Raw genomic sequence first — 21,099 nt, 5'->3', positions numbered from 1 at the left:
AAATATACATCTTTCTCAACGCAGAAAATCATATATTGGCATTGTATAATGTTAACATAGCCAAAAATAACCGTCAACGTTTTTTTGATTTTATGATATAATATCCTTTTTTCTTTTCTACAACTTCGACTTCAGAGAATACTTCCTCTAGTTTCTTCAGTGCAGATGGTGCACCTTGCTTCTTTTGAATAACAATCCACAACTCTCCACCTGGAACTAAATACTCTACAGCCTTCTCTAAAATCTCATGCACGATGTCTTTACCTGCACGAATTGGAGGATTAGATAGAATAGCAGCATACATACCATCTACATTTTCATAGACGCTACTTTGAAAAATGTGTACATTTCCAATTCTATTGTTAGCGGCATTTTCTTTCGCAAGCTCAAGCGCCCTTTCATTCACATCCACCATGTGAACTTTACGGTCTTGAAATTCTTTCGCCAACGATAAACCAATTGGTCCATATCCACAACCTACGTCTAATATATCACCTTTAATATCTGGCACTTGAAACGCTTCAATTAAAAGACGAGAACCAAAGTCCACTTCGTTTTTCGAGAACACCCCACGGTCAGATAAGAAAGTAAATTGAGATCCACGAAGTGCAAATTCCCATCGCTTACGATCACTTTTACTAGAAGGGTCGTTAGAAAAATAATGGTCTGCCATATGGCCACCTCTTTTCTTTACAGTTAAAAAAAAAGCTCGCATGAGAGCGAGCTTTTTTTAAAGCATCAAAAGTTAATTACTTAACTTCTACAGCAGCGCCAACTTCTTCAAGTTTAGCTTTCATTTCTTCAGCTTCCTCTTTAGAAACGCCTTCTTTGATTGCTTTTGGAGTGTTGTCAACTAATTCTTTAGCTTCTTTTAAGCCAAGACCAGTGATTTCACGTACAGCTTTGATAACTTTGATTTTTTGAGCGCCAGCACTTGCAAGTACTACGTCAAATTCAGTTTTCTCAGCAGCAGCTTCACCAGCGCCACCAGCTACAGCTACAGGAGCAGCAGCAGTTACGCCGAATTCTTCCTCGATAGCTTTTACTAAGTCGTTAAGTTCTAATACAGTCATAGATTTAACTGCTTCAATGATTTGTTCTTTAGTCATTGTAAATATCCTCCCTTAAATAGGTTTGTATTGTTTTATAGATAACAAGTAATTATCTTTTAAGAAATTAAGCGCCTTGCTCTTCCTTTTGTTCTGCAACTGCTTTAGTAGCAAGTGCAAGGTTACGGATTGGAGCTTGAAGAACGCTAAGAAGCATAGAAAGTAAGCCTTCACGTGATGGAAGAGTAGCGATAGCTTTAACCTCATCAAGTGTTACAAGTTTACCTTCGATTACACCAGCTTTAATTTCTAAAGCTTCGTGTTTTGTAGCGAAGTCGTTTAATACTTTCGCAGGAGCAACTACATCCTCGTTACTGAACGCGATTGCGTTTGGTCCTGTTAAGAATTCGTTTAACTCAGCCATTTCAGCAGACTCTGCAGCACGACGAGTTAAAGAGTTTTTGTAAACTTTGAACTCAACGCCAGCCTCACGTAAGTTTTTACGTAATTCTGTTACTTCAGAAACTGTTAAACCACGGTAGTCAACAACGATCGTAGATTTACTTTCGCGAAGTTTGTCCGCGATTTCAGTTACAACTTGTTGTTTAGTTTCGATTACTTTGCTCATGTTATTACACCTCCTGTAGATTATATAGAAGATGTACCGAAAGTGCACTAAAAACCTCCATGCCCAACTTGTAGACATGGAGGCATATAGTCACAGAAAAAAATTCCGTTTCGTATATTAACACCTAGGTAGGAAATTAAGTCTATTGACACCTACTGTCTACGGTACACTAATTAAATTCACAACATAAATGATTATATAAAAACTTCTTTATGAAGTCAACTTCCAAAATTTACGCTAATGTAGAAACGTCTACACGTACGCCAGGTCCCATTGTAGAAGCAACTGTTACGTTCTTCATGTAAGTACCTTTTGCAGCAGCTGGCTTAACTTTTTGTAAAGTGTCAGCGATTGTGCTGAAGTTTTCTACTAATTTAGCATCTTCGAAAGATACTTTACCGATTGGAACGTGGATGTTACCAGCTTTATCAACGCGGTATTCAACTTTACCAGCTTTGATTTCGTTAACAGCTTTAGTTACATCGAAAGTAACTGTTCCAGTTTTAGGGTTTGGCATTAAACCTTTAGGTCCTAATACGCGACCAAGTTTACCAACTTCACCCATCATGTCAGGAGTTGCTACTACTACATCGAAATCGAACCAACCTTGTTGGATTTTACCGATGTAATCAGCATCGCCTACGAAGTCAGCTCCAGCAGCTTCAGCTTCTTTAGCTTTTTCGCCTTTAGCGAATACTAATACACGTTGTACTTTACCAGTACCGTGTGGAAGAACAACTGCACCACGGATTTGTTGGTCAGCTTTCTTAGGGTCAACACCTAAACGGAATGCAACTTCTACAGTCGCATCAAATTTAGCTGTGTTTGTTTTCTTTACTAATTCTACTGCTTCTGTTGCAGAGTAAGCAGTTGCACGATCAACAAGCTTTGCAGCTTCTACGTACTTTTTACCTCTTTTAGCCATTTTTATTTCCTCCTCGAATGTGGTTTTAGCGGAATAACCTCCCACGTTTACGCTTATTTTCAGGTATAACCTGAGGATGCGCGCCATCCATTTATTTAAAAACAATAATCATTTACGATAATAAAGGTTGCGAATTGGAATTCCAGACCCGCAACCTTTTTAAAAAAACAAATCGAATTAGTCTTCGATAACGATGCCCATACTGCGTGCAGTACCTTCAACCATACGCATTGCAGCTTCTACGCTAGCAGCGTTTAGGTCAGGCATTTTAGTTTCAGCGATTTCGCGTACTTTATCACGCTTAACAGTTGCCACTTTATTACGGTTTGGTTCACCAGAACCAGACTCAATACCAGCTACTTTCTTAAGAAGAACAGCAGCAGGAGGAGTTTTAGTAATGAAAGTGAATGAACGGTCCTCAAATACCGTAATTTCAACAGGGATGATAAGACCAGCTTGATCAGCTGTACGAGCGTTAAACTCTTTACAGAAGCCCATGATGTTAACACCTGCTTGTCCTAATGCTGGACCAACTGGTGGAGCTGGGTTAGCTTTACCTGCAGGAATTTGAAGCTTTACCATTTTAATTACCTTTTTAGCCACGAGACACACCTCCTTAAGTCCGTGATGTGGTCAATTGGACAGTGATTTGCCCTCCCACGTCATATTTTATCTGTAAGGATAAAATCTTTCAAAAAACGTCTCCGATAACGAAGACGTACTGACTTAAAAGATATTATCACTTTTTACAATTCATTTCAAGTTTCATTTTATAATTTTTCAATTTGATGGAAGTCAAGTTCAACTGGAGTCTCGCGACCGAACATGTCCACAAGCACGCTAACCTTTTTCTTCTCCACATCAATTTCTTCAATAGCACCTGTATAATCTGCGAATGGTCCTTCATTTACACGCACTGTTTCATGAAGTTCAAAGTCGAAATCAACCACTTCGTTATCCATTCCCATATGCTTCATAATGGTAACAACTTCCTCTTCTAATAGAGGTGATGGTTTAGATCCAGAACCAGAAGAACCAACGAACCCAGTTACACCTGGCGTATTACGTACAACATACCAAGAGTCATCAGTCATGATTAATTCTACTAATACATAACCTGGGAACACTTTTCTTTTCATTAATTTTTCTTTACCGTTTTTCATTTCTACTTCTACTTCTTCCGGGACAACAACACGGAAAATTTTATCTTGCATACCCATTGATTCTACACGTTTCTCTAGGTTTGCTTTTACTTTATTTTCATATCCAGAATAAGTATGGACAACATACCAACTTTTTTCCATTCATTTAGGACGAGCGTCCTTCCCTCCCTGACGTACATTTTTTTGCGCAAATGAAAAAACCCGTTCACCGGGCTTTTACACAGTTCTTATAAATAACATTATATCATGGATAAGTGCTTCTTATTCAAGAATTAACCAAGAATTAACCGAATTAAAGAAGAAATGCCCATATCAACCACTGCGAAGAAAATCGCAAAGAAGACAACTGTAGCGATAACAGTCGCTGTTGAACGGAGTAATTCATCTTTTTTAGGCCAACTTACTTTTTTCATTTCGCGACCTACATCGCCGAAAAAGTTCGTTAAACGCATCTACGGGACCTCCAGTGTATTATTTCAATTATTTATTTTGTTTCCTTGTGAACTGTATGCTGATTGCATGTTTTACAAAACTTCTTTATTTCAAGTCGCTCTACTGAGCTCGTATCTTTCATCGTAGAGTAGTTTCGATTTTTACACTCTTCACATGAGAGTACAACTTTTTTCCTCATTAGTTACACCAACCTTGTAACATTATGTCCCTAAAAATGTATCATACAACAAAAGACAATGTCAATGACATGCCTTTTGTACTCTCTACAAAAAGAAAACAGGTGATTTTTTACACCTGTAGTATTTGTTATGAATTTAAAGTGGTACTCTCTCTCATTTCCATATATCGTTCCAATTTCCGCTTCACTCTCTGTAAAGCGTTATCAATAGATTTCACATGTCTATTTAACTGTTCCGAAATCTCTTGATAAGAACGACCATCTAGATATAAAGAAAGAACTTTTCTTTCTAAATCGCTTAATAATTCAGATATTTTAGATTCTATGTCTGTATATTCTTCCTGACTTATAATCATTTCTTCAGGATCTGTTACCTTCGCTTCCGAAATAACATCTAATAATGTCCGATCAGATTCCTCATCATAAATCGGCTTATCTAAAGACACATATGAATTTAACGGAATATGCTTTTGCCTTGTTGCTGTTTTAATAGCGGTAATAATTTGTCGAGTGATACACAGTTCAGCAAACGCTTTGAATGAAGACAGCTTGTCCTCTTTATAATCACGAATCGCTTTAAACAATCCAATCATACCTTCTTGAACAATATCTTCTCGATCGGCACCCACTAAGAAATAAGATCTTGATTTCGCGCGAACAAAGTTCTTATATTTGTGAATCAAATATTCTAGAGCGTCAGTATTACCTTTTCGAACTAACTCAACGATTGCCTCATCCTCTAAATCACGAAATGTAACGTCGCCTACACTTACGAAGCCTGCTTCCACCTTGATCCCTCCGACCGCTATTTATTTAGCAATATTATACAGTAAAAAGACAAAGAGCGTCAATGCTTCAACGCTCTCCTCTTCTTAATTTTTCTAATTTTTCTGTAATATCCTTACTAAATATCTTTCGCATGGCGGGTTGCTTTTCTTTTGTGTCTTGCGTACGCCTTCTTACTTGTTGCTCCATCGCTTGTACTTCCAACTCTAATTCACGTGCCGATTTCCGAAGAGCACCTTGCGCAAATATAACCCATTGTTCCGTATAATCAGAAGTCGCAACATATATTTGCGTATTTATATTTCTAAGCTCAATCGCTAGTTGCTCTATCTTTTCATCTGCAGTTTGATTCTTTCTCGTGAATATGACTTCCACACGCGATTGTTTCATCTTTTTTTCAATGCCTTGTACCGTATAAGCATCAAAGACTATCATTACCTTTGTACCAGTGTATCCTTGGTAATCCGCCATCTTATCAATCAGTGCATCCCTTGATGATTGCAAATCTACATCCCGTAGTTTCTTCAAGTCTCCCCAAGCTCCGATAATGTTGTAACCGTCAACGATTAAAATATCGTTCATTTTTTATTTACCAATTTCGTGACGCTTACGATATACCTCATACATTAACAAACTTGCGGCTACTGAAGCATTTAAGGATGTAACTTTACCCACCATCGGTAAAGTAATTAGGAAATCACATTTTTCACCAATAATACGACTCATACCTTTTCCTTCACTTCCAATTACTAATCCAATTGGCATTTTACCATCTAAATTACGGTAATCCGTTTTCCCTTTTGCATCTGTACCAGCAATCCAAAGCCCACGTTCTTTTAATTCATCGATTGTACGAGATAAATTCGTTACGCGTGCAACAGGAATGTATTCAATTGCTCCAGTCGATGCTTTCGCAACTGATGCTGTAAGTCCCACAGCTCTTCTCTTCGGAATAATAATTCCATGAGCTCCTGTTGCATCCGCAGTACGCATAATAGAACCTAGGTTATGTGGGTCTTCAATTTCATCTAAAATTAAGAAGAACGGATCTTCATTACGCTTCTCTGCTAATTTAAATAGATCTTCTAACTCAGCATATTGATATGCTGCCACTTGAGCAATTACACCTTGATGGTTCCCCTCAACTAATTGATCTAACTTCTTCTTTGGTGCATGTTGTAAAATAACCTTATTTTCTTTCGCTAGTGCTAGTACAATTTGTACTTGTCCTTTGGCAGCACCTTCTGCGATCCAAATTTTATTAATATCTCTTCCTGATCGTAACGCTTCAATTACAGGGTTACGTCCGATAATATATTCACTACTCATGATGATGTGCCCCCTTCCTTTTCTTCTAAAACAGCAATTGCCTTATATACAATTTCGTCTAATCTTTCGCGATTATTTAATAAGTGATGATAGCCAATTAGCGCTTCAAAAGCTGTGCTATGTCGATATGTTTGTACATCCGTATTTTTCGGAACAGTACCTGAATTTGCATTACGCCCTCTTCTTAGTACCGCTTCTTCTTCTTCAGCTAAAAATGCTGTCTCTAATAAATGATAAACAACTTTCGCCTGTGCTTTTGCCGAAACAAAGCTTGTCCCTAATCGATGTAATTGGTTAGGACGAACTTTCCCTTTTTGGAGTAGGTGATAGCGGATATATTGTTCATATACCGCATCACCCATGTATGCTAACGCTAAGCTGTTTAATTGCTTTGCATCAATCATTCTTATCCTCTTTTCCATCTTGTACCTTGAGCGGTATCTTCTAAAATAATATTACGGTCTTTTAAATCATCGCGAATTTGATCTGACAATGCAAAATCACGATTTTTACGAGCTTCAATACGTTTTTGAATAAGTGCCTCGATTTCTTCATCAAGCAACTCGTCTTGCGCTAATTCTAACCCTAAAATATCAAATAATGTTTCAAGTTGTTTTACGTATGCCTCAATTACCACTTTAGATGTATGTTCTTCCAGTAAATATTGATTCGCATGATTTGCTACATTATATAACTCAGTAATTGCATTAGCAGTATTGAAGTCATCATTCATTGCTTCTTCAAATGCAGTCTGGAATTTTTCCAGTTCCGCTAACCAATTCTCATTATGGTCTGTTAAATCGGTACTGCTTTCCATACGGTGTTTCAAGTTACCATAAGCCGTTTTAATTCTTTCCAGTCCGTTATTTGTACTTTGTAATAACTCTTCACTGAAATTAATTGGGTGACGGTAATGTACCGATAGCATAAAGAATCTGATTAACTGTGGATCATATTGCTTAATGATATCGTGAACTAAAATGAAGTTCCCCAGTGACTTAGACATCTTCTCATTATTAATATTAATATATCCATTGTGCATCCAATAACGTGCAAATGTTTTTCCAGTTAACGCCTCAGACTGCGCAATTTCATTCTCATGATGAGGAAATGCTAAGTCTTGACCACCAGCATGAATATCGATTGTATCTCCTAAGTATTTACGCGCCATTGCCGAGCATTCAATATGCCAGCCTGGACGACCTTTCCCCCAAGGGCTTTCCCAGAAGATTTCTCCTTCTTTCGCAGCTTTCCATAAAGCAAAATCAAGAGGGTCTTGTTTCTTTTCTCCTACTTCAATACGCGCACCGTGACGTAAGTCTGCGATTGGTTGATGCGATAATTTACCGTATCCTTCGAATTCCTTCGTTCTAAAGTACACATCACCTTCTGATTCATATGCATATCCTTTATTCACAAGTTCTTGAATAAATTCAATAATGATATCCATATTTTCTGTTACACGCGGATGTACTGTTGCATGTTTGCAACCTAGTGCCGTTACATCCTCAAAGTATGCTTCAACGAAACGGTCAGCAATTGTCGGCACATCTTCACCTAATTCATTTGCTGCTTTAATTAATTTATCATCTACGTCAGTAAAGTTGGATACATACTGCACATCATACCCTTTATATTCTAAATAACGGCGTACCGTATCAAATACCATAGGTGGTCTTGCATTCCCAATGTGAATATAGTTATAAACTGTAGGTCCACATACATACATCTTTACCTTATTTTCTTCTAATGGCGTAAACTCTTCCTTTTGACGCGTTAACGTATTATAAATGTGAATAGTCATTTTTATCCTTCCTTTCTACCTTTACTTCAAGTTGTTTTTTCAATTTATCAAGTTCTACTTCCATAACCTTTAATTTATCAAAAATCGGGTCTGGAAGATCAGAATGATTTAATTCTTGACCGATCTTTACTCCATTTTGAATAACGACTCGGCCAGGTATACCTACAACTGTAGAATGTGCAGGGACTTCTTTTAATACGACAGAACCTGCTCCAATTTTAGAATTCTCTCCAACTGTAATAGAACCTAGTACTTTAGCACCTGTAGCAATTAATACATTATCCTGAATTGTAGGATGCCTCTTTCCCTTTTCTTTACCCGTACCACCTAATGTAACCCCTTGATAGATCGTTACATTATCACCAATTTCGCACGTTTCTCCAATTACAACCCCCATTCCATGGTCTATGAAAAAACGACGACCAATTGTTGCTCCTGGATGAATCTCGATGCCAGTAAAGAAACGACTAACTTGTGAGATCCAACGTGCAATAAAGAAGAAATTCTTTTTATAAAAAGCATGTGCAATCCGATGGGCCCAAACTGCATGTAATCCAGAGTAAGTCAAAATGACTTCGAAATAACTTCTTGCCGCTGGATCCTGTTCAAAAACGACTTCAATATCTTCCCGAAGCCTCTTAAACATCGATGTTCCCTCCCCTTTATGGGTTGCTTTTTCGAGCGAACTAACTCCCTACTTATCTCCCTAAATCTTTATACACGTAGATAAAATTTATACTCACACCCAGTTTTACGGTATAAAAAAAGACGCCTCTGTCATATTGACAGAGACGCCTTATAAGCGCGGTTCCACTCTGTTTAGGCTAAAAAAAGCCTCAAACTCATCTCTGATAACGGTGTACACCGCTTCTGCTTACTTTACGCCCTAAGACGTTTCGCAAAACAATTTGCTGTTCAGCAGAAGACTCGAAGGGGCATTTCAAAAATCCGCTTATAAACCACTTCCAGCCTAAAGGTGGTTCTCTCTGTAAAAAGCCTGATTTTCTACTTCTCCTTCTCGTCGCTTTTCCTTATTAGGTTTTAAGTATACTTATTATATTTCTAAACCTAGAAAATGTTAACCAATTACTTTTTGAAGACGATTTAAAACTTTTTCTTTTCCAAGAAGTGCAATAGCATTAGGTAGCTCTGGACCATGTGTTTGGCCAGTAGTTGCAACACGGATTGGCATAAATAAGTTTTTACCTTTATGACCTGTTTCCTTTTGAACTGCTTTAATAGCCGCCTTAATTGCTGCTGGTTCCATCGCTTCTAGTGCTTCTACTTGACCAGCAAATGCACGAAGTACTTCTGGTACTTGTTCACCTTTTAATACTTCTTGTCCTTCTTCTTCATGATCAACATGATCTTTGAAGAACATTTCAGAAAGCTCTACAATTTCAGCTCCAAAGCTCATTTGTTCATGATATAACGCAATTACATCACGAATCCAAGCTTGTTCTTGTTCACTTAAAGTCTCACCTATACGTCCAGCTTTCACTAAATGCGGTAAGCTTAATTCTACCACCGTATCTAAATCTTGCTTTTTCATATATTGGTTGTTCATCCATTTTAATTTTTGAGAATCAAACAATGCAGGTGATTTTGATAAACGAGCTGCATCGAACATTTTGATAAACTCTTCTTGAGAGAAGATTTCTTCTTCTCCTACTGGCGACCAGCCTAGTAGTGCAATAAAGTTAAAGATTGCTTCTGGAAGATATCCAAGCTCTTTATATTGCTCAATAAATTGAATAATAGATTCATCACGCTTACTTAATTTTTTACGGCTTTCATTTACAATTAAAGTCATATGACCAAATTGCGGGATATCCCAACCGAAAGCTTCATAAATCATCATTTGTTTTGGCGTATTTGAAATATGATCATCACCACGAAGTACGTGTGTAATTTCCATTAAGTGATCATCTACTGCTACCGCAAAGTTATAAGTTGGAATTCCATCTTTTTTCACGATAACGAAATCACCGAAATCATTTGAATGGAATGCAACTTCATCTTTTACGATATCTTTAAATGTGTAATCACGGTCAGCTGGTACACGGAAACGGATACTTGGAATACGTCCCTCAGCTTCAAATTCTTTCTCTTGTGCTTCAGTTAAATCACGGTGGTTACCTGCGTAACGAGGTGTTTCACCACGAGAGATCTGTCCTTCACGTTCTGCTTCTAGCTCTTCTTCTGTCATATAACATTTGTAAGCTAAACCACGCTCTAGTAAATCTTCATATAATTTTTTATAAATATCTAAACGCTCTGTTTGACGATATGGTCCAAATTCACCACCAACATCAACACCTTCATCCCAGTCCATACCGAGCCATTTCAAGTATTTTAATTGGCTTTCTTCTCCACCAGCAACATTACGTTTTACATCAGTATCTTCAATACGAATAATAAACTTACCATCTTGATGACGAGCAAATAAATAATTAAATAATGCCGTACGCGCATTTCCGATATGTAAGTGTCCTGTTGGACTTGGCGCATAGCGCACTCTCACTTGCTTTTCCATAATTGGTACACCTTCCATTCTTAATGTCAACACATTCTATAATTGTACACCAAACAAATGTGATTATCCATCTTACGAATTAAAAACCCTTATTTTTTCTGTAATAAAACAACTGCTTGAGAAGCAATTCCTTCTTCTCTACCTGTAAATCCTAATTTTTCTGTTGTTGTTGCCTTTACATTGATATTATCAATAGACGTTTCTAATAGCTCACTAATGCGTTTACGCATACTTTCAATATGTGGTGCCATCTTTGGTTTTTGAGCAATAATTGTACAGTCTAAATTCCCTAACTCATAACCTTGTTCACGTACAAATTCCCAAACCTTTTGCAGCAATACAGCTGAATCAGCATCTTTAAAGGCAGGATCTGTATCAGGGAAATGCTTTCCAATATCTCCTGCTGCAATTGCGCCTAAACATGCGTCTGCGATCGTATGTAACAATACGTCTGCATCAGAGTGACCAATTAATCCTTTCTCATGAGGAATTGTAATTCCACCAATAATTAACGGTCTACCTTCCGCAAATTCATGTACATCAAAACCTTGTCCAATTCGAAACATTTTTTACATCCTCCTCAAGCTAAACTACAGAGCTTTATGATTCTATATTATATCGCTATCCTTATAAAGAAAAGCTCGGCTGTTGCCGAGCTTTTCTTCGCTATAATCATCACTGTCATTTCTTTTGAACGTGAAGGAAACTTTCAGCAATTAATAAATCCTCTGGAGTCGTCACTTTAATATTATAGTAACTCCCCTCTACTACACCTACTTGCTTTCCGATACGTTCTACGAGACTTGCATCATCTGTACCAAGGAAACACCCCTGTTTTGCACTTCTATGAGCTTCTAACAAAAGAGAAACAGCGAATCCTTGTGGTGTTTGTACAGCTTTAAGCTGAGATCTTTCTACCGTTTCGACAACAACACCCTGCTCTACCTTCTTAACGGTATCTTTCACTGGCACCGCACAAATGGACGCCCCATATTTTTCTGCTGCAGTTAATACATCTTGAATCACTTTATTCGTTACGAACGGACGCGCACCGTCATGTACAAGAACATACTCAACATCACTAGTATGCTGAATCGCATTATACACACTATCTTGTCTTTCGGCTCCACCCTGAATAAATTGTACTGGCTTTTCAATCGGATACTTCTGCATTAGCTCTTCAAAATACGGACGTTCTTCTTCGTTAATTGCCATAATAATACTTTTGCACGCTTTATCCTTTTCAAAAGCACGTAACGTATGCACAATAATCGGTACTTCATTAATAAGTAAGAACAACTTATTTTTACCGGCACCCATCCGCTTCCCTTGACCAGCTGCTGGAATAATTAATGTATACATATTAATAATCCTCTACTTATAATGCTTTTTCTAATAATTTACGTTTGGCGAAAATCATACGACCAGCCGATGTTTGCAACACACTCGTAACAAGCACATCGAGTTGTGAACCTACATATTCTCTACCATCTTCTACTACAATCATCGTGCCGTCATCTAAATATGCAACACCTTGATTTTGTTCTTTTCCATCTTTTACAACATAAACACTTAGTTCTTCCCCTGGGAGTACAACAGGTTTAATCGCATTAGCTAAATCGTTAATGTTTAACACTGTTACCCCTTGTAGTTCAGAAACTTTATTTAAGTTGAAATCATTCGTTACTACCGTTCCACCAGTGATTTTCGCCAACTTTACAAGCTTGCTATCCACTTCTTGAATATCATCGAAATCGCCTTCATAAATTTCTACCGGAATCGGCATCTCTTTTTGAATACGATTTAAAATATCTAATCCTCTGCGACCACGATTACGCTTTAAAGCATCAGAAGAATCGGCAATATGCTGAAGTTCTTCTAACACGAATTGCGGAATCACAATTGTTCCTTCTAAAAACTTTGTTTGGCAAATATCAGCAATACGTCCGTCGATAATTACACTCGTATCGAGAATTTTCCAATGAGTTGTAGATTCTTCTACCTCTGTTTCAGTTTCTTCATTATCACTATTATTATTTTTCTTCTTCCCACGTTGTGGTAGTGTAAATAATCCTAGCAATTCATTCCTCTTTTTAAACCCTACTTGGAATCCTAAGTATCCAAGTAAAAGAGTAAAGAACACTTGCAAAACTGTACTAATAACTGGAATTGTAAATTCACGAATTGGTATTAAAATTAAATACGCAACAATAAGCCCAGAGATTAAACCTAATGTACCAAATAAAACATCCGCTACAGGCGCCTTTACAAGAGCCTCTTCAATATGCTTAATAAGTTGAACAATATAATCTACAAGCCAAAATGTTGTTAAAAATAAAATAATTGCACCAATAATTGCACGAGCATACGATCCTTCCAATAAAGGAACGGCACCGATGTCTAATACATTAATAACTTTTGGGATTAAGTAAATCCCTAACGCTCCCCCAATTACTAGAAAGAAGAGCTGTACAATCCGTTTTAACATCCAACCACCTCCTACTCATTATTAACCATTGTTTCGCTAATCAAAACGCCGAATGCAAAAGCGGACGTGTTTTTTTATAAATAGTTTTATTTACCAATATATCATATCATATACCAAAAGTGTTCTAGTGTCGTTATATTATGGAATCAATGTAATATTCTTAATTGTGTCTACTCATATAGAGATGCTCTTGGATTCTTTTTAGGCCTTCTCGTATTTTCTTCGCCCTGACTTCTCCAATTCCTTCCACATCATCTAATTCATTAATAGTTGCTCGACAAACACCTTGCAAAGTCTTAAACCGATTAATTAAATTTTCAATGATAAGTGGCGGAACGCGCGAAATTTTGCTTGTGATTCGGTATCCTCTCGGCGTCACACTTTCTTCTAAACTCGTTTGTCCTGGGTAGCCAAGCAGTTTAACTAAATCGCTATCCTCTAGAAGTTGTGTGTTCGCAAGATCTTGTAACTTTTTCAAAATTTGATGATGGTCTTGTGTTTTTTCTTGGTAATAATCTTTAATTAATAATGCTGCCTCTGCCTCTAAATCAGCTAGTAGTTCTGTAAGTTGTAAACGAATTAACCTTCCTTCTGTTCCTAGCTCATGAATATAGCTCAATATTTCATTTTTAATACGCAGTACCATTTCAACACTATGTAATACATGAACTACCTCGGACATTGTAACGACTTCTTCAAATTCTAGAATGCCCAAATTCGTAATACCGTCATTCCATACAGCCTTATATTTTTCTAACGTTTGAATAGCTTGGTTTGCCTTTGTTAAAATAACACCTATATCCTTTAGTGTATAACGTAAATTCCCTTGATATAGTGTAATTACGTTACGTCTTTGTGAAATAGCCACAACAAGACTACCTGTCTGCTTTGCTACACGCTCTGCTGTCCGGTGGCGCATACCTGTTTCAATAGAATCAATAGACGCCTCTGGAACTAACTGTGCATTTGCAATTAAAATTTTACTTCCAGTTTCATTTAAAATAAGTGCCCCATCCATTTTTGCTAATTCGTATAAACTAGCAGGAGAGAATGCGCAATTAATATGAAAGCCTCCATCTACAATACTTTTAATTTGTTCGTTATACCCAAGAACAATTAGTCCCCCTGTTTGTGCGCGAAGCACATTATCTATGCCTTCGCGCAGTGGTGTTCCTGGGGCCACGAGTTGTAAAATATTAATCATACTTTTGACACGTTGCTTGTTTTCTTCCATAGCCTAGCCTCCTAATGTCAAACGAAGCGCTTCCCCTAAATTAGATACACCTACTACCTCAATCCCATCTGGAATTGTCCATCCTCCCAAATTTTTTCTAGGAATAATAGCACGTTGAAATCCTAATTTAGCTGCTTCTTGTACACGTTGTTCAATTCTTGATACTCTTCTTATTTCTCCAGTTAATCCTACTTCTCCTATTACTGCATCAGTTGGTGCCGTAGATTTATCTCTAAAACTTGAAGCGATACTTAAAGCCACAGCTAAATCAATTGCTGGTTCATCTAATTTCAAACCACCTGCTACTTTTAAATATGCGTCTTGGTTTTGCAATAATAAACCTGTTCTTTTTTCTAACACTGCCATAATAAGCGATACACGATTATGATCAATTCCCGTCGCCATTCTTCGAGGGTTTCCAAAACTAGTAGGGGAGATTAATGCTTGTATTTCTACTAAAACCGGTCTTGTTCCTTCCATCGAGGCAACTACTGTTGATCCTGCGACTCCAACGGGTCTTTCCTCAAGAAAAATTTCAGAAGGGTTTAAGACTTCCGCGAGACCAAGCTCTTTCATTTCAAAAATACCCATTTCATTCGTGGAACCAAAACGATTCTTCACAGCTCGCAAAATACGATATGTATGATGACGATCTCCTTCAAAGTAGAGAACTGCATCGACCATATGTTCTAACATACGAGGACCTGCAATTGCCCCCTCTTTTGTTACATGTCCAACGATAAAAATAGGGATTCCTTTTGTTTTTGCAAGTTTCATTAATTCTGCTGTACATTCACGTACTTGTGCCACACTTCCCGGCGCTGACGTTACCTCAGGTAAATGTATCGTTTGAATGGAATCAATAACAACAAAAGCTGGATTCATCTCTTCAATATGTGCTGCAATTCGCTGCAAGTCCGTCTCTGATACAACAAATAGATTACTACCATTTACATGCAAACGATCTGCACGAAGTTTAATCTGTTTTGCCGATTCTTCACCGGATATATATAGTACATCATATGAAGAATCTGCTAATTGCGATGAAATCTGTAATAGCAATGTTGATTTTCCAATCCCAGGGTCTCCACCAATAAGTACTAAGGATCCATCTACAATCCCACCACCAAGTACACGGTTAAACTCTTGGAATTTCGTTTCAATACGTGCCTCAGATTTTGTTTCTACTTCTGTTAGGCGTCTTGGTTTTGTTACTTCCGATTGAATTGCATTGGCATAATTAAGGCGTCTTGATGATACAACCGGTTCCATCTCTTCAACAAGTGTATTCCATTGACCACAACCAGGGCATTTCCCCATATATTTTGGTGACTGATAACCACACTCTTGACATGTGAATTTTGTTTTCTTTTTAGCCATATCGTTTTATATTTCACTTCACTTTCATCTATAAACAGTTTATCCTTCTCGTACAAGAAAGAGGGCTATCTCGTAGCCCTCTTAGTTTGTCTATACTTATTTTACCTTTTCGGCACTATGAATGACAAATGTTTCCCCTTCAACATCAAAGATAACTTTTTGTCCTTTCTCAATAGCACCTTTTAAAAGTTCTTCTGATAGTCTATCTTCTACATGTTTCTGAATTGCTCTACGAAGCGGACGAGCACCGTATTCTCGGTCAAATCCTTTATCAGCAATGGCTGAAATTGCTCCTTCTGTTAAATGCAATTCAATTTCTTGCTCTTTTAAGCGATTCACTAACTGATTTACCATAAGTGTTACAATCTCTTGAATATGTTTTTTCTCAAGCATATGGAACACGATAATTTCATCAATACGGTTTAAGAATTCTGGACGAAATGCCTTTTTCAGTTCATCCATTACTTTACCTTTCATATCTGAATAATCGCGGCTCTCATCTTGTACGTTAAATCCAAGATGTTTATTACGTTTTAACGCGTCTGCACCAACGTTAGATGTCATAATAACAATTGTATTACGGAAATCAACTGTACGCCCTTTAGAATCCGTTAAGCGACCATCTTCTAATACTTGTAATAAAATGTTAAACACATCAGGATGAGCTTTCTCTACTTCATCTAATAGGACAACTGAATATGGCTTACGGCGAACCTTTTCTGTTAATTGTCCACCTTCTTCATATCCAACATATCCTGGAGGAGATCCAACTAAACGAGAAGTAGAATGCTTCTCCATGTACTCAGACATATCGATGCGAATCATTGCATCCTCATCACCGAACATAGATTCTGCTAACGCTCTTGCTAGCTCTGTTTTACCTACACCTGTTGGTCCTAAGAAAATAAATGAACCAATCGGACGTTTTGGATCTTTCAATCCCGCTCTAGCACGACGAACAGCTTTCGCTACAGCTACTACCGCTTCATCTTGACCAATAACACGATCGTGAAGGATGGATTCTAAGTTTAATAATTTATCAGTCTCTGTTTGTGCAAGTTTAGAAACCGGTATACGAGTCCACGTAGAAACGACATTGGCAATATCTTCTACTGTCACTTCTGAGTTTTCTTTTCCTTGTTGTTCTTTCCATTGACGCTTCGTATCTTCTAACTTCTCACGTAAGCGTTGTTCCATATCACGTAAGGAAGCAGCTTTTTCAAATTCTTGACTTTGCACAGCTGCATCTTTTTCTTTTCTAATTTCCTCAAGCTTCACTTCAAGCTCTTTTAGATTTGGTGGTGTTGTATAAGAACGTAAGCGAACCTTGGAAGCAGCTTCATCAATTAAGTCAATTGCCTTATCTGGTAAGAAACGATCTGTAATATAACGGTCTGAAAGCTTTACAGCTGCATCAATTGCATCATCTGTAATAGATACACGGTGATGTGCCTCGTAACGATCACGTAAACCTTTCAAGATTTGAGTTGATTCGTCTAAACTTGGCTCATCAACGTGAATTGGTTGGAATCGTCTCTCTAAAGCCGCGTCTTTTTCAATATATTTACGATATTCATCTAAAGTTGTCGCCCCAATACATTGTAACTCTCCACGTGCTAAAGATGGTTTTAAGATGTTCGATGCATCAATAGCACCTTCTGCTCCACCTGCACCAATTAATGTATGAAGTTCATCAATAAATAGAATAATGTTGCCAGCTTGACGGATTTCATCCATAACTTTCTTTAAACGATCTTCAAATTCACCACGATATTTCGTTCCAGCTACAACTGTACCCATATCTAGTGTCATAACACGCTTATCTCTTAATGTTTCAGGAACTTCATTATTTACAATTTGTTGTGCTAATCCTTCTGCAATTGCCGTTTTACCCACACCAGGCTCTCCAATTAATACAGGATTGTTTTTTGTTCTACGGCTTAAAACTTCAATTACACGTTGAATTTCTTTACCACGCCCGATAACAGGATCTAGACGATTTTCACGTGCAACAACTGTTAAATCACGCGCTAAGCTATCCAGTGTTGGTGTATTTGCATTTGTTGAAGAACCACCTTGGTGACCTGAACTTGCTTCATTACTTCCAAGAAGTTGCAACACTTGTTGTCTTGCCTTATTTAGGCTAACACCTAAGTTATTTAAAACACGTGCTGCTACACCTTCACCTTCACGGATTAAACCAAGTAAGATATGTTCTGTTCCGACGTAAGAATGACCTAATTTACGAGCTTCATCCATTGACAACTCAATAACCTTTTTAGCACGCGGTGTATAATGTACAGTTTGAGAAGCTTCTGTTCCGCGTCCAATTAATGCTTCTACCTCTTTTTGAACTTTCTCTGGACTTAATCCAAGGGCAATTAACGCTTTTGCTGCAATTCCTTCACCTTCACGTACAAGCCCAAGTAAAATATGTTCTGTTCCAATATTATTATGCCCAATACGAATTGCTTCCTCTTGAGATAAAGCTAATACTTTCTGTGCTCTTTCTGTAAATCTTCCAAACATCATAGAAATCGCCTCCTACTTGCGCTTAGTTTTTTTCAATACGTAATCGCTCCCGGATTAAGGTTGCTCTTCGATAATCTCTTTCTTCTGGTCCTAAAGGTCCACCTGCATATTGTTGTAAAATACCTGGTTGTGTAAGAACCATTAGCTCAGTCAAAATATTTCTCGATACACCTTTTATATATCCTAAATCAATACCAAGTCGTACATCTGATAAGCAAGTGGCCGCTTCCGCAGATTGAATTAACCGACTGTTTGCTAGTATGCCATAAGAGCGATAAACTTTATCTTCAAGCTCAATACTTGAATTTTGTACAATTAATTCTCTAGCCATCTTTTCTTGCTGTATGATTTGTTGAATGACACTCTTTAAATCTGCAATAATATCTTCTTCAGATTTTCCTAGCGTCATTTGATTTGACACTTGAAATATATTACCTAACGCTTCGCTACCTTCACCGTATATTCCTCTTACTACTAACCCTAATTTTTGAATTACTTGTATAATACGGCTAATTCTTTTCGTTAAAACGAGTCCCGGTAAGTGAATCATTACGGAAGCCCTCAGTCCTGTACCAACGTTAGTAGGGCAACTCGTTATATATCCAAGTGATTCATCAAAAGCATATTCAACCTCTTCCTCTATCCAATTATCTATTTGATTGGCACTTTGAAGGGCCTCTGATAACTGCAATCCTGAAAATAAGCACTGAATCCTAATGTGGTCTTCTTCATTCAGCATAACACTAATATGTTCGCTTCCTGACAATAGACATGCTCCATATTCTGTTCCGGCAAGGTTAGGACTAATTAAATGCTTTTCAACTAATACTCTCCTTTGAAGAGGCGTTAATTTATTCATTTTTAATAGTTCAAACTCTCCAAAAGGTTCTACCGTTTTATTTATAAATTCCTTTTTAAATAATTCATGAATCTGTTTAGCTTCTTCTTCGTTTTGCATAGTAGAGAATTGATATTTTTTAAAATTACGAGCCAAACGTATTCGACTACTTAAAACAATATCAGAATCAGGGCCATCCCCCTTCATCCATGGACTAATCGCTTCATTCATAATTTTGTCCAGTGACATAGAACTATTCCCCCTCTCTATGCTCACTAAGCTGATTTTCAAGACCTCGAATTTTATCCCTTATTTCAGCAGCTTTCTCAAACTCCTCTTTCTGTACGTATTGTTTCAGAATGAGTTTTAGTTCATCTAATTCTTTCTTTAAGTGAATATTTCCTTCTATACGTTCCGGAATTTTTCCACAATGTTCTGTATGTCCGCCGTGAAGACGTTTTAATAATGGCTTTAAATGTTCCTTAAATGTATCGTAACAAGAAGCACATCCAAAACGTCCCACCTTTGTAAATTGCTCATATGTCATCTTACAATCTGGACACCTTAATATATTTGTATTCGAAAGCCCGTTTTGTCCTTCTTCAAACATTGTCGATTCACCATGTAATAACCCCGCAAATAAATCATGGAATGAAAAGTTAGACTGCGGCGATTGAAAGAAAGACGTATAGCCACTTTGTTCTGCACATTGCTCACAAAGATGAACTTCCGTCTTCTGTTCGTTGATTACTTTTGTATAATGTAAAGTTGCTGGTCTTATATTACAGTTTTGACAAGTCATCACTATCCCCACCTTTACAACAGGAACGATCTATCTCATAGTACTTTTCATACATTACTAGATTGTTCACTTTCCCTTATTCGTTTAAATAAAAGTGCGTGTTCTTTTTTCAAAACCTCTACAATATTTAACTGCCTTATACCTTAGTTATTACTCTTTTACAAAAGCTATATTTATTTATATTTCAGTGTTCTTAACATTGCGCATAATATTCGAGCCCTAAGTTCATCTCGAGAAGGAACATCCATTGATAATACAGACCGATCTAGTACACTTAACATAAGTTTAGCTTCACGATTTGTTATGATTCCCTCTTCTATTAAACGTATAATCATACTCTCTGCATTCCCTTGCGCAACGCTATGATCAATCATATGAAGCATTTGATCGATAATGTCTATATCGTCATGCAGTTTGACTTTTATAATGCGAATGTAACCTCCTCCACCACGTTTACTTTCTACTACAAATCCTCTTTCTATCGTAAAACGGGTATTGATTACATAATTGATTTGAGATGGTACGCACTCGAATCGATCCGCAATCTCATTTCTTTTGATTTCAATCACATTATTATTACTTAAGTCAATAACTTGCTTTAGATATTGCTCAATGATATCAGATATATTTCTCATTTATCCGCCACCTTTATTGACTTTGACTATCTTTGACTTTAATTATATACGTATTAATAAAATTTGCAACTCTTTTGCTTATTCACTATCCTAGCCACATTCCCCTGTATTTAATCAAAATAATAATTATTTAAACACATTTTTTAATTACTATGGATTATAAAAGAAAACACGAAAAAACACGAGTCAAATGACTCGTGTTTTTAATTGCTTGGCGACGTCCTACTCTCACAGGGACAAGGTCCCAACTACCATCGGCGCTAGAGAGCTTAACTTCCGTGTTCGGTATGGGAACGGGTGTGACCTCTCTGCCATCATCACCAAACTATGAAGGCATAT

At 37.3% G+C, this 21,099-nt stretch carries 24 protein-coding genes, 1 rRNA gene and 2 other annotated features; all 25 genes read right to left on the bottom strand.

What is annotated here, in order from left to right; translation table 11 throughout:
• Window positions 1-73: 73 nt before the first annotated feature.
• Window positions 74-673 carry a class I SAM-dependent methyltransferase gene (locus tag ACXVYO_RS04520; protein WP_060629207.1) on the bottom strand — a complete coding sequence of 200 codons (600 nt, stop codon included), beginning with the start codon at window positions 671-673 and terminating at the stop codon, window positions 74-76.
• 76 nt (window positions 674-749) lie between these two features.
• A complete protein-coding gene (gene rplL, locus ACXVYO_RS04515) occupies window positions 750-1,109 on the bottom strand; it encodes a 50S ribosomal protein L7/L12 (RefSeq protein WP_000159737.1) in 360 nt (119 codons plus the stop codon).
• Window positions 1,110-1,176: 67 nt separating this feature from the next.
• Complete coding sequence (gene rplJ / locus ACXVYO_RS04510) at window positions 1,177-1,677, bottom strand: 50S ribosomal protein L10 (RefSeq protein ID WP_000048721.1); 501 nt, start codon at window positions 1,675-1,677, stop codon at window positions 1,177-1,179.
• Window positions 1,678-1,716: 39 nt separating this feature from the next.
• Window positions 1,717-1,860: a sequence feature (ribosomal protein L10 leader region), on the bottom strand.
• A 49-nt stretch (window positions 1,861-1,909) separates the two neighbouring features.
• Window positions 1,910-2,602, bottom strand: coding sequence for a 50S ribosomal protein L1 (rplA, locus tag ACXVYO_RS04505; RefSeq protein WP_002070162.1), 693 nt, complete (start codon window positions 2,600-2,602; stop codon window positions 1,910-1,912).
• Between the two features lie 177 nt (window positions 2,603-2,779).
• The gene (gene rplK / locus ACXVYO_RS04500; protein ID WP_001085872.1) at window positions 2,780-3,205 is read right to left on the bottom strand and encodes a 50S ribosomal protein L11; all 426 of its coding nucleotides are present in this window, start codon (window positions 3,203-3,205) and stop codon (window positions 2,780-2,782) included.
• Window positions 3,206-3,372: 167 nt separating this feature from the next.
• A complete protein-coding gene (gene nusG, locus ACXVYO_RS04495) occupies window positions 3,373-3,906 on the bottom strand; it encodes a transcription termination/antitermination protein NusG (RefSeq protein ID WP_000415794.1) in 534 nt (177 codons plus the stop codon).
• Between the two features lie 131 nt (window positions 3,907-4,037).
• Window positions 4,038-4,217, bottom strand: a complete 180-nt coding sequence (secE, locus tag ACXVYO_RS04490) for a preprotein translocase subunit SecE (RefSeq protein ID WP_001241321.1) — start codon at window positions 4,215-4,217, stop codon at window positions 4,038-4,040.
• Window positions 4,218-4,249: 32 nt separating this feature from the next.
• Window positions 4,250-4,396: a 50S ribosomal protein L33 gene (gene rpmG, locus ACXVYO_RS04485; protein WP_002070160.1), complete on the bottom strand. Its 147-nt coding sequence runs from the start codon at window positions 4,394-4,396 to the stop codon at window positions 4,250-4,252.
• Between the two features lie 128 nt (window positions 4,397-4,524).
• Window positions 4,525-5,184 (bottom strand): RNA polymerase sporulation sigma factor SigH, encoded by a 660-nt coding sequence (locus tag ACXVYO_RS04480; RefSeq protein WP_000387198.1) that lies wholly within the window; start codon window positions 5,182-5,184, stop codon window positions 4,525-4,527.
• Window positions 5,185-5,251: 67 nt separating this feature from the next.
• The gene (locus ACXVYO_RS04475; RefSeq protein WP_000997888.1) at window positions 5,252-5,764 is read right to left on the bottom strand and encodes an NYN domain-containing protein; all 513 of its coding nucleotides are present in this window, start codon (window positions 5,762-5,764) and stop codon (window positions 5,252-5,254) included.
• A 3-nt stretch (window positions 5,765-5,767) separates the two neighbouring features.
• Window positions 5,768-6,511: a 23S rRNA (guanosine(2251)-2'-O)-methyltransferase RlmB gene (gene rlmB / locus ACXVYO_RS04470; protein WP_071747344.1), complete on the bottom strand. Its 744-nt coding sequence runs from the start codon at window positions 6,509-6,511 to the stop codon at window positions 5,768-5,770.
• On the bottom strand, window positions 6,508-6,915 hold the full coding sequence (locus tag ACXVYO_RS04465) for a Mini-ribonuclease 3 (RefSeq protein ID WP_458466150.1): 408 nt from the start codon (window positions 6,913-6,915) through the stop codon (window positions 6,508-6,510). Before ACXVYO_RS04465 ends, rlmB begins: the two co-directional genes overlap by 4 nt.
• 2 nt (window positions 6,916-6,917) lie before the next feature.
• Window positions 6,918-8,315 (bottom strand): cysteine--tRNA ligase, encoded by a 1,398-nt coding sequence (gene cysS, locus ACXVYO_RS04460; RefSeq protein ID WP_061678375.1) that lies wholly within the window; start codon window positions 8,313-8,315, stop codon window positions 6,918-6,920.
• Window positions 8,296-8,961, bottom strand: coding sequence for a serine O-acetyltransferase (gene cysE / locus ACXVYO_RS04455; protein WP_000476500.1), 666 nt, complete (start codon window positions 8,959-8,961; stop codon window positions 8,296-8,298). Before cysE ends, cysS begins: the two co-directional genes overlap by 20 nt.
• 138 nt (window positions 8,962-9,099) lie before the next feature.
• Window positions 9,100-9,346 (bottom strand) — a binding site (T-box leader).
• 47 nt (window positions 9,347-9,393) lie between these two features.
• Complete coding sequence (gene gltX, locus ACXVYO_RS04450; protein WP_061678376.1) at window positions 9,394-10,851, bottom strand: glutamate--tRNA ligase; 1,458 nt, start codon at window positions 10,849-10,851, stop codon at window positions 9,394-9,396.
• Between the two features lie 89 nt (window positions 10,852-10,940).
• Window positions 10,941-11,417 carry a 2-C-methyl-D-erythritol 2,4-cyclodiphosphate synthase gene (ispF, locus tag ACXVYO_RS04445; protein WP_000488386.1) on the bottom strand — a complete coding sequence of 159 codons (477 nt, stop codon included), beginning with the start codon at window positions 11,415-11,417 and terminating at the stop codon, window positions 10,941-10,943.
• A gap of 115 nt (window positions 11,418-11,532) precedes the next feature.
• Entirely contained in the window at window positions 11,533-12,213 is a 681-nt protein-coding gene (gene ispD, locus ACXVYO_RS04440) for a 2-C-methyl-D-erythritol 4-phosphate cytidylyltransferase (protein WP_458466149.1), read from the bottom strand.
• Window positions 12,214-12,229: 16 nt separating this feature from the next.
• Window positions 12,230-13,339, bottom strand: a complete 1,110-nt coding sequence (locus tag ACXVYO_RS04435) for a PIN/TRAM domain-containing protein (protein WP_000919678.1) — start codon at window positions 13,337-13,339, stop codon at window positions 12,230-12,232.
• A gap of 160 nt (window positions 13,340-13,499) precedes the next feature.
• The gene (gene disA, locus ACXVYO_RS04430; RefSeq protein WP_061678380.1) at window positions 13,500-14,573 is read right to left on the bottom strand and encodes a DNA integrity scanning diadenylate cyclase DisA; all 1,074 of its coding nucleotides are present in this window, start codon (window positions 14,571-14,573) and stop codon (window positions 13,500-13,502) included.
• Window positions 14,574-14,576: 3 nt separating this feature from the next.
• Entirely contained in the window at window positions 14,577-15,953 is a 1,377-nt protein-coding gene (radA, locus tag ACXVYO_RS04425; RefSeq protein WP_061678381.1) for a DNA repair protein RadA, read from the bottom strand.
• A 96-nt stretch (window positions 15,954-16,049) separates the two neighbouring features.
• The gene (gene clpC / locus ACXVYO_RS04420; RefSeq protein ID WP_061678382.1) at window positions 16,050-18,485 is read right to left on the bottom strand and encodes an ATP-dependent protease ATP-binding subunit ClpC; all 2,436 of its coding nucleotides are present in this window, start codon (window positions 18,483-18,485) and stop codon (window positions 16,050-16,052) included.
• A 22-nt stretch (window positions 18,486-18,507) separates the two neighbouring features.
• A complete protein-coding gene (locus ACXVYO_RS04415) occupies window positions 18,508-19,572 on the bottom strand; it encodes a protein arginine kinase (RefSeq protein ID WP_458466148.1) in 1,065 nt (354 codons plus the stop codon).
• A 4-nt stretch (window positions 19,573-19,576) separates the two neighbouring features.
• Window positions 19,577-20,125: a UvrB/UvrC motif-containing protein gene (locus ACXVYO_RS04410; RefSeq protein WP_458466147.1), complete on the bottom strand. Its 549-nt coding sequence runs from the start codon at window positions 20,123-20,125 to the stop codon at window positions 19,577-19,579.
• 173 nt (window positions 20,126-20,298) lie between these two features.
• The gene (gene ctsR, locus ACXVYO_RS04405) at window positions 20,299-20,760 is read right to left on the bottom strand and encodes a transcriptional regulator CtsR (protein WP_061678384.1); all 462 of its coding nucleotides are present in this window, start codon (window positions 20,758-20,760) and stop codon (window positions 20,299-20,301) included.
• 209 nt (window positions 20,761-20,969) lie between these two features.
• Window positions 20,970-21,085: ribosomal RNA gene (gene rrf, locus ACXVYO_RS04400) — 5S ribosomal RNA — on the bottom strand.
• Window positions 21,086-21,099: the final 14 nt, after the last annotated feature.

Source organism: Bacillus sp. BC08 (assembly GCF_054326875.1).
The sequence above is the reverse complement of the archived record's forward strand: the minus strand, read 5'-3'. Positions and strand labels throughout refer to the sequence as shown.

Excerpts from the sequence above, each read along its gene's own strand:
- ACXVYO_RS04435 (WP_000919678.1), bottom strand. The coding sequence starts at position 13,339 with ATGTTAAAACGGATTGTACAGCTCTTCTTTCTAGTAATTGGGGGAGCG.
- cysE (WP_000476500.1), bottom strand. The coding sequence starts at position 8,961 with ATGTTTAAGAGGCTTCGGGAAGATATTGAAGTCGTTTTTGAACAGGAT.
- nusG (WP_000415794.1), bottom strand. The coding sequence starts at position 3,906 with ATGGAAAAAAGTTGGTATGTTGTCCATACTTATTCTGGATATGAAAAT.
- rplA (WP_002070162.1), bottom strand. The coding sequence starts at position 2,602 with ATGGCTAAAAGAGGTAAAAAGTACGTAGAAGCTGCAAAGCTTGTTGAT.
- ACXVYO_RS04520 (WP_060629207.1), bottom strand. The coding sequence starts at position 673 with ATGGCAGACCATTATTTTTCTAACGACCCTTCTAGTAAAAGTGATCGT.
- gltX (WP_061678376.1), bottom strand. The coding sequence starts at position 10,851 with ATGGAAAAGCAAGTGAGAGTGCGCTATGCGCCAAGTCCAACAGGACAC.
- rpmG (WP_002070160.1), bottom strand. The coding sequence starts at position 4,396 with ATGAGGAAAAAAGTTGTACTCTCATGTGAAGAGTGTAAAAATCGAAAC.
- disA (WP_061678380.1), bottom strand. The coding sequence starts at position 14,573 with ATGGAAGAAAACAAGCAACGTGTCAAAAGTATGATTAATATTTTACAA.
- ACXVYO_RS04475 (WP_000997888.1), bottom strand. The coding sequence starts at position 5,764 with ATGAACGATATTTTAATCGTTGACGGTTACAACATTATCGGAGCTTGG.
- ispD (WP_458466149.1), bottom strand. The coding sequence starts at position 12,213 with ATGTATACATTAATTATTCCAGCAGCTGGTCAAGGGAAGCGGATGGGT.
- rlmB (WP_071747344.1), bottom strand. The coding sequence starts at position 6,511 with ATGAGTAGTGAATATATTATCGGACGTAACCCTGTAATTGAAGCGTTA.
- ispF (WP_000488386.1), bottom strand. The coding sequence starts at position 11,417 with ATGTTTCGAATTGGACAAGGTTTTGATGTACATGAATTTGCGGAAGGT.
- ACXVYO_RS04465 (WP_458466150.1), bottom strand. The coding sequence starts at position 6,915 with ATGATTGATGCAAAGCAATTAAACAGCTTAGCGTTAGCATACATGGGT.
- ctsR (WP_061678384.1), bottom strand. The coding sequence starts at position 20,760 with ATGAGAAATATATCTGATATCATTGAGCAATATCTAAAGCAAGTTATT.
- secE (WP_001241321.1), bottom strand. The coding sequence starts at position 4,217 with ATGCGTTTAACGAACTTTTTCGGCGATGTAGGTCGCGAAATGAAAAAA.
- rplL (WP_000159737.1), bottom strand. The coding sequence starts at position 1,109 with ATGACTAAAGAACAAATCATTGAAGCAGTTAAATCTATGACTGTATTA.
- ACXVYO_RS04410 (WP_458466147.1), bottom strand. The coding sequence starts at position 20,125 with ATGACTTGTCAAAACTGTAATATAAGACCAGCAACTTTACATTATACA.
- ACXVYO_RS04415 (WP_458466148.1), bottom strand. The coding sequence starts at position 19,572 with ATGTCACTGGACAAAATTATGAATGAAGCGATTAGTCCATGGATGAAG.
- clpC (WP_061678382.1), bottom strand. The coding sequence starts at position 18,485 with ATGATGTTTGGAAGATTTACAGAAAGAGCACAGAAAGTATTAGCTTTA.
- cysS (WP_061678375.1), bottom strand. The coding sequence starts at position 8,315 with ATGACTATTCACATTTATAATACGTTAACGCGTCAAAAGGAAGAGTTT.
- rplJ (WP_000048721.1), bottom strand. The coding sequence starts at position 1,677 with ATGAGCAAAGTAATCGAAACTAAACAACAAGTTGTAACTGAAATCGCG.
- radA (WP_061678381.1), bottom strand. The coding sequence starts at position 15,953 with ATGGCTAAAAAGAAAACAAAATTCACATGTCAAGAGTGTGGTTATCAG.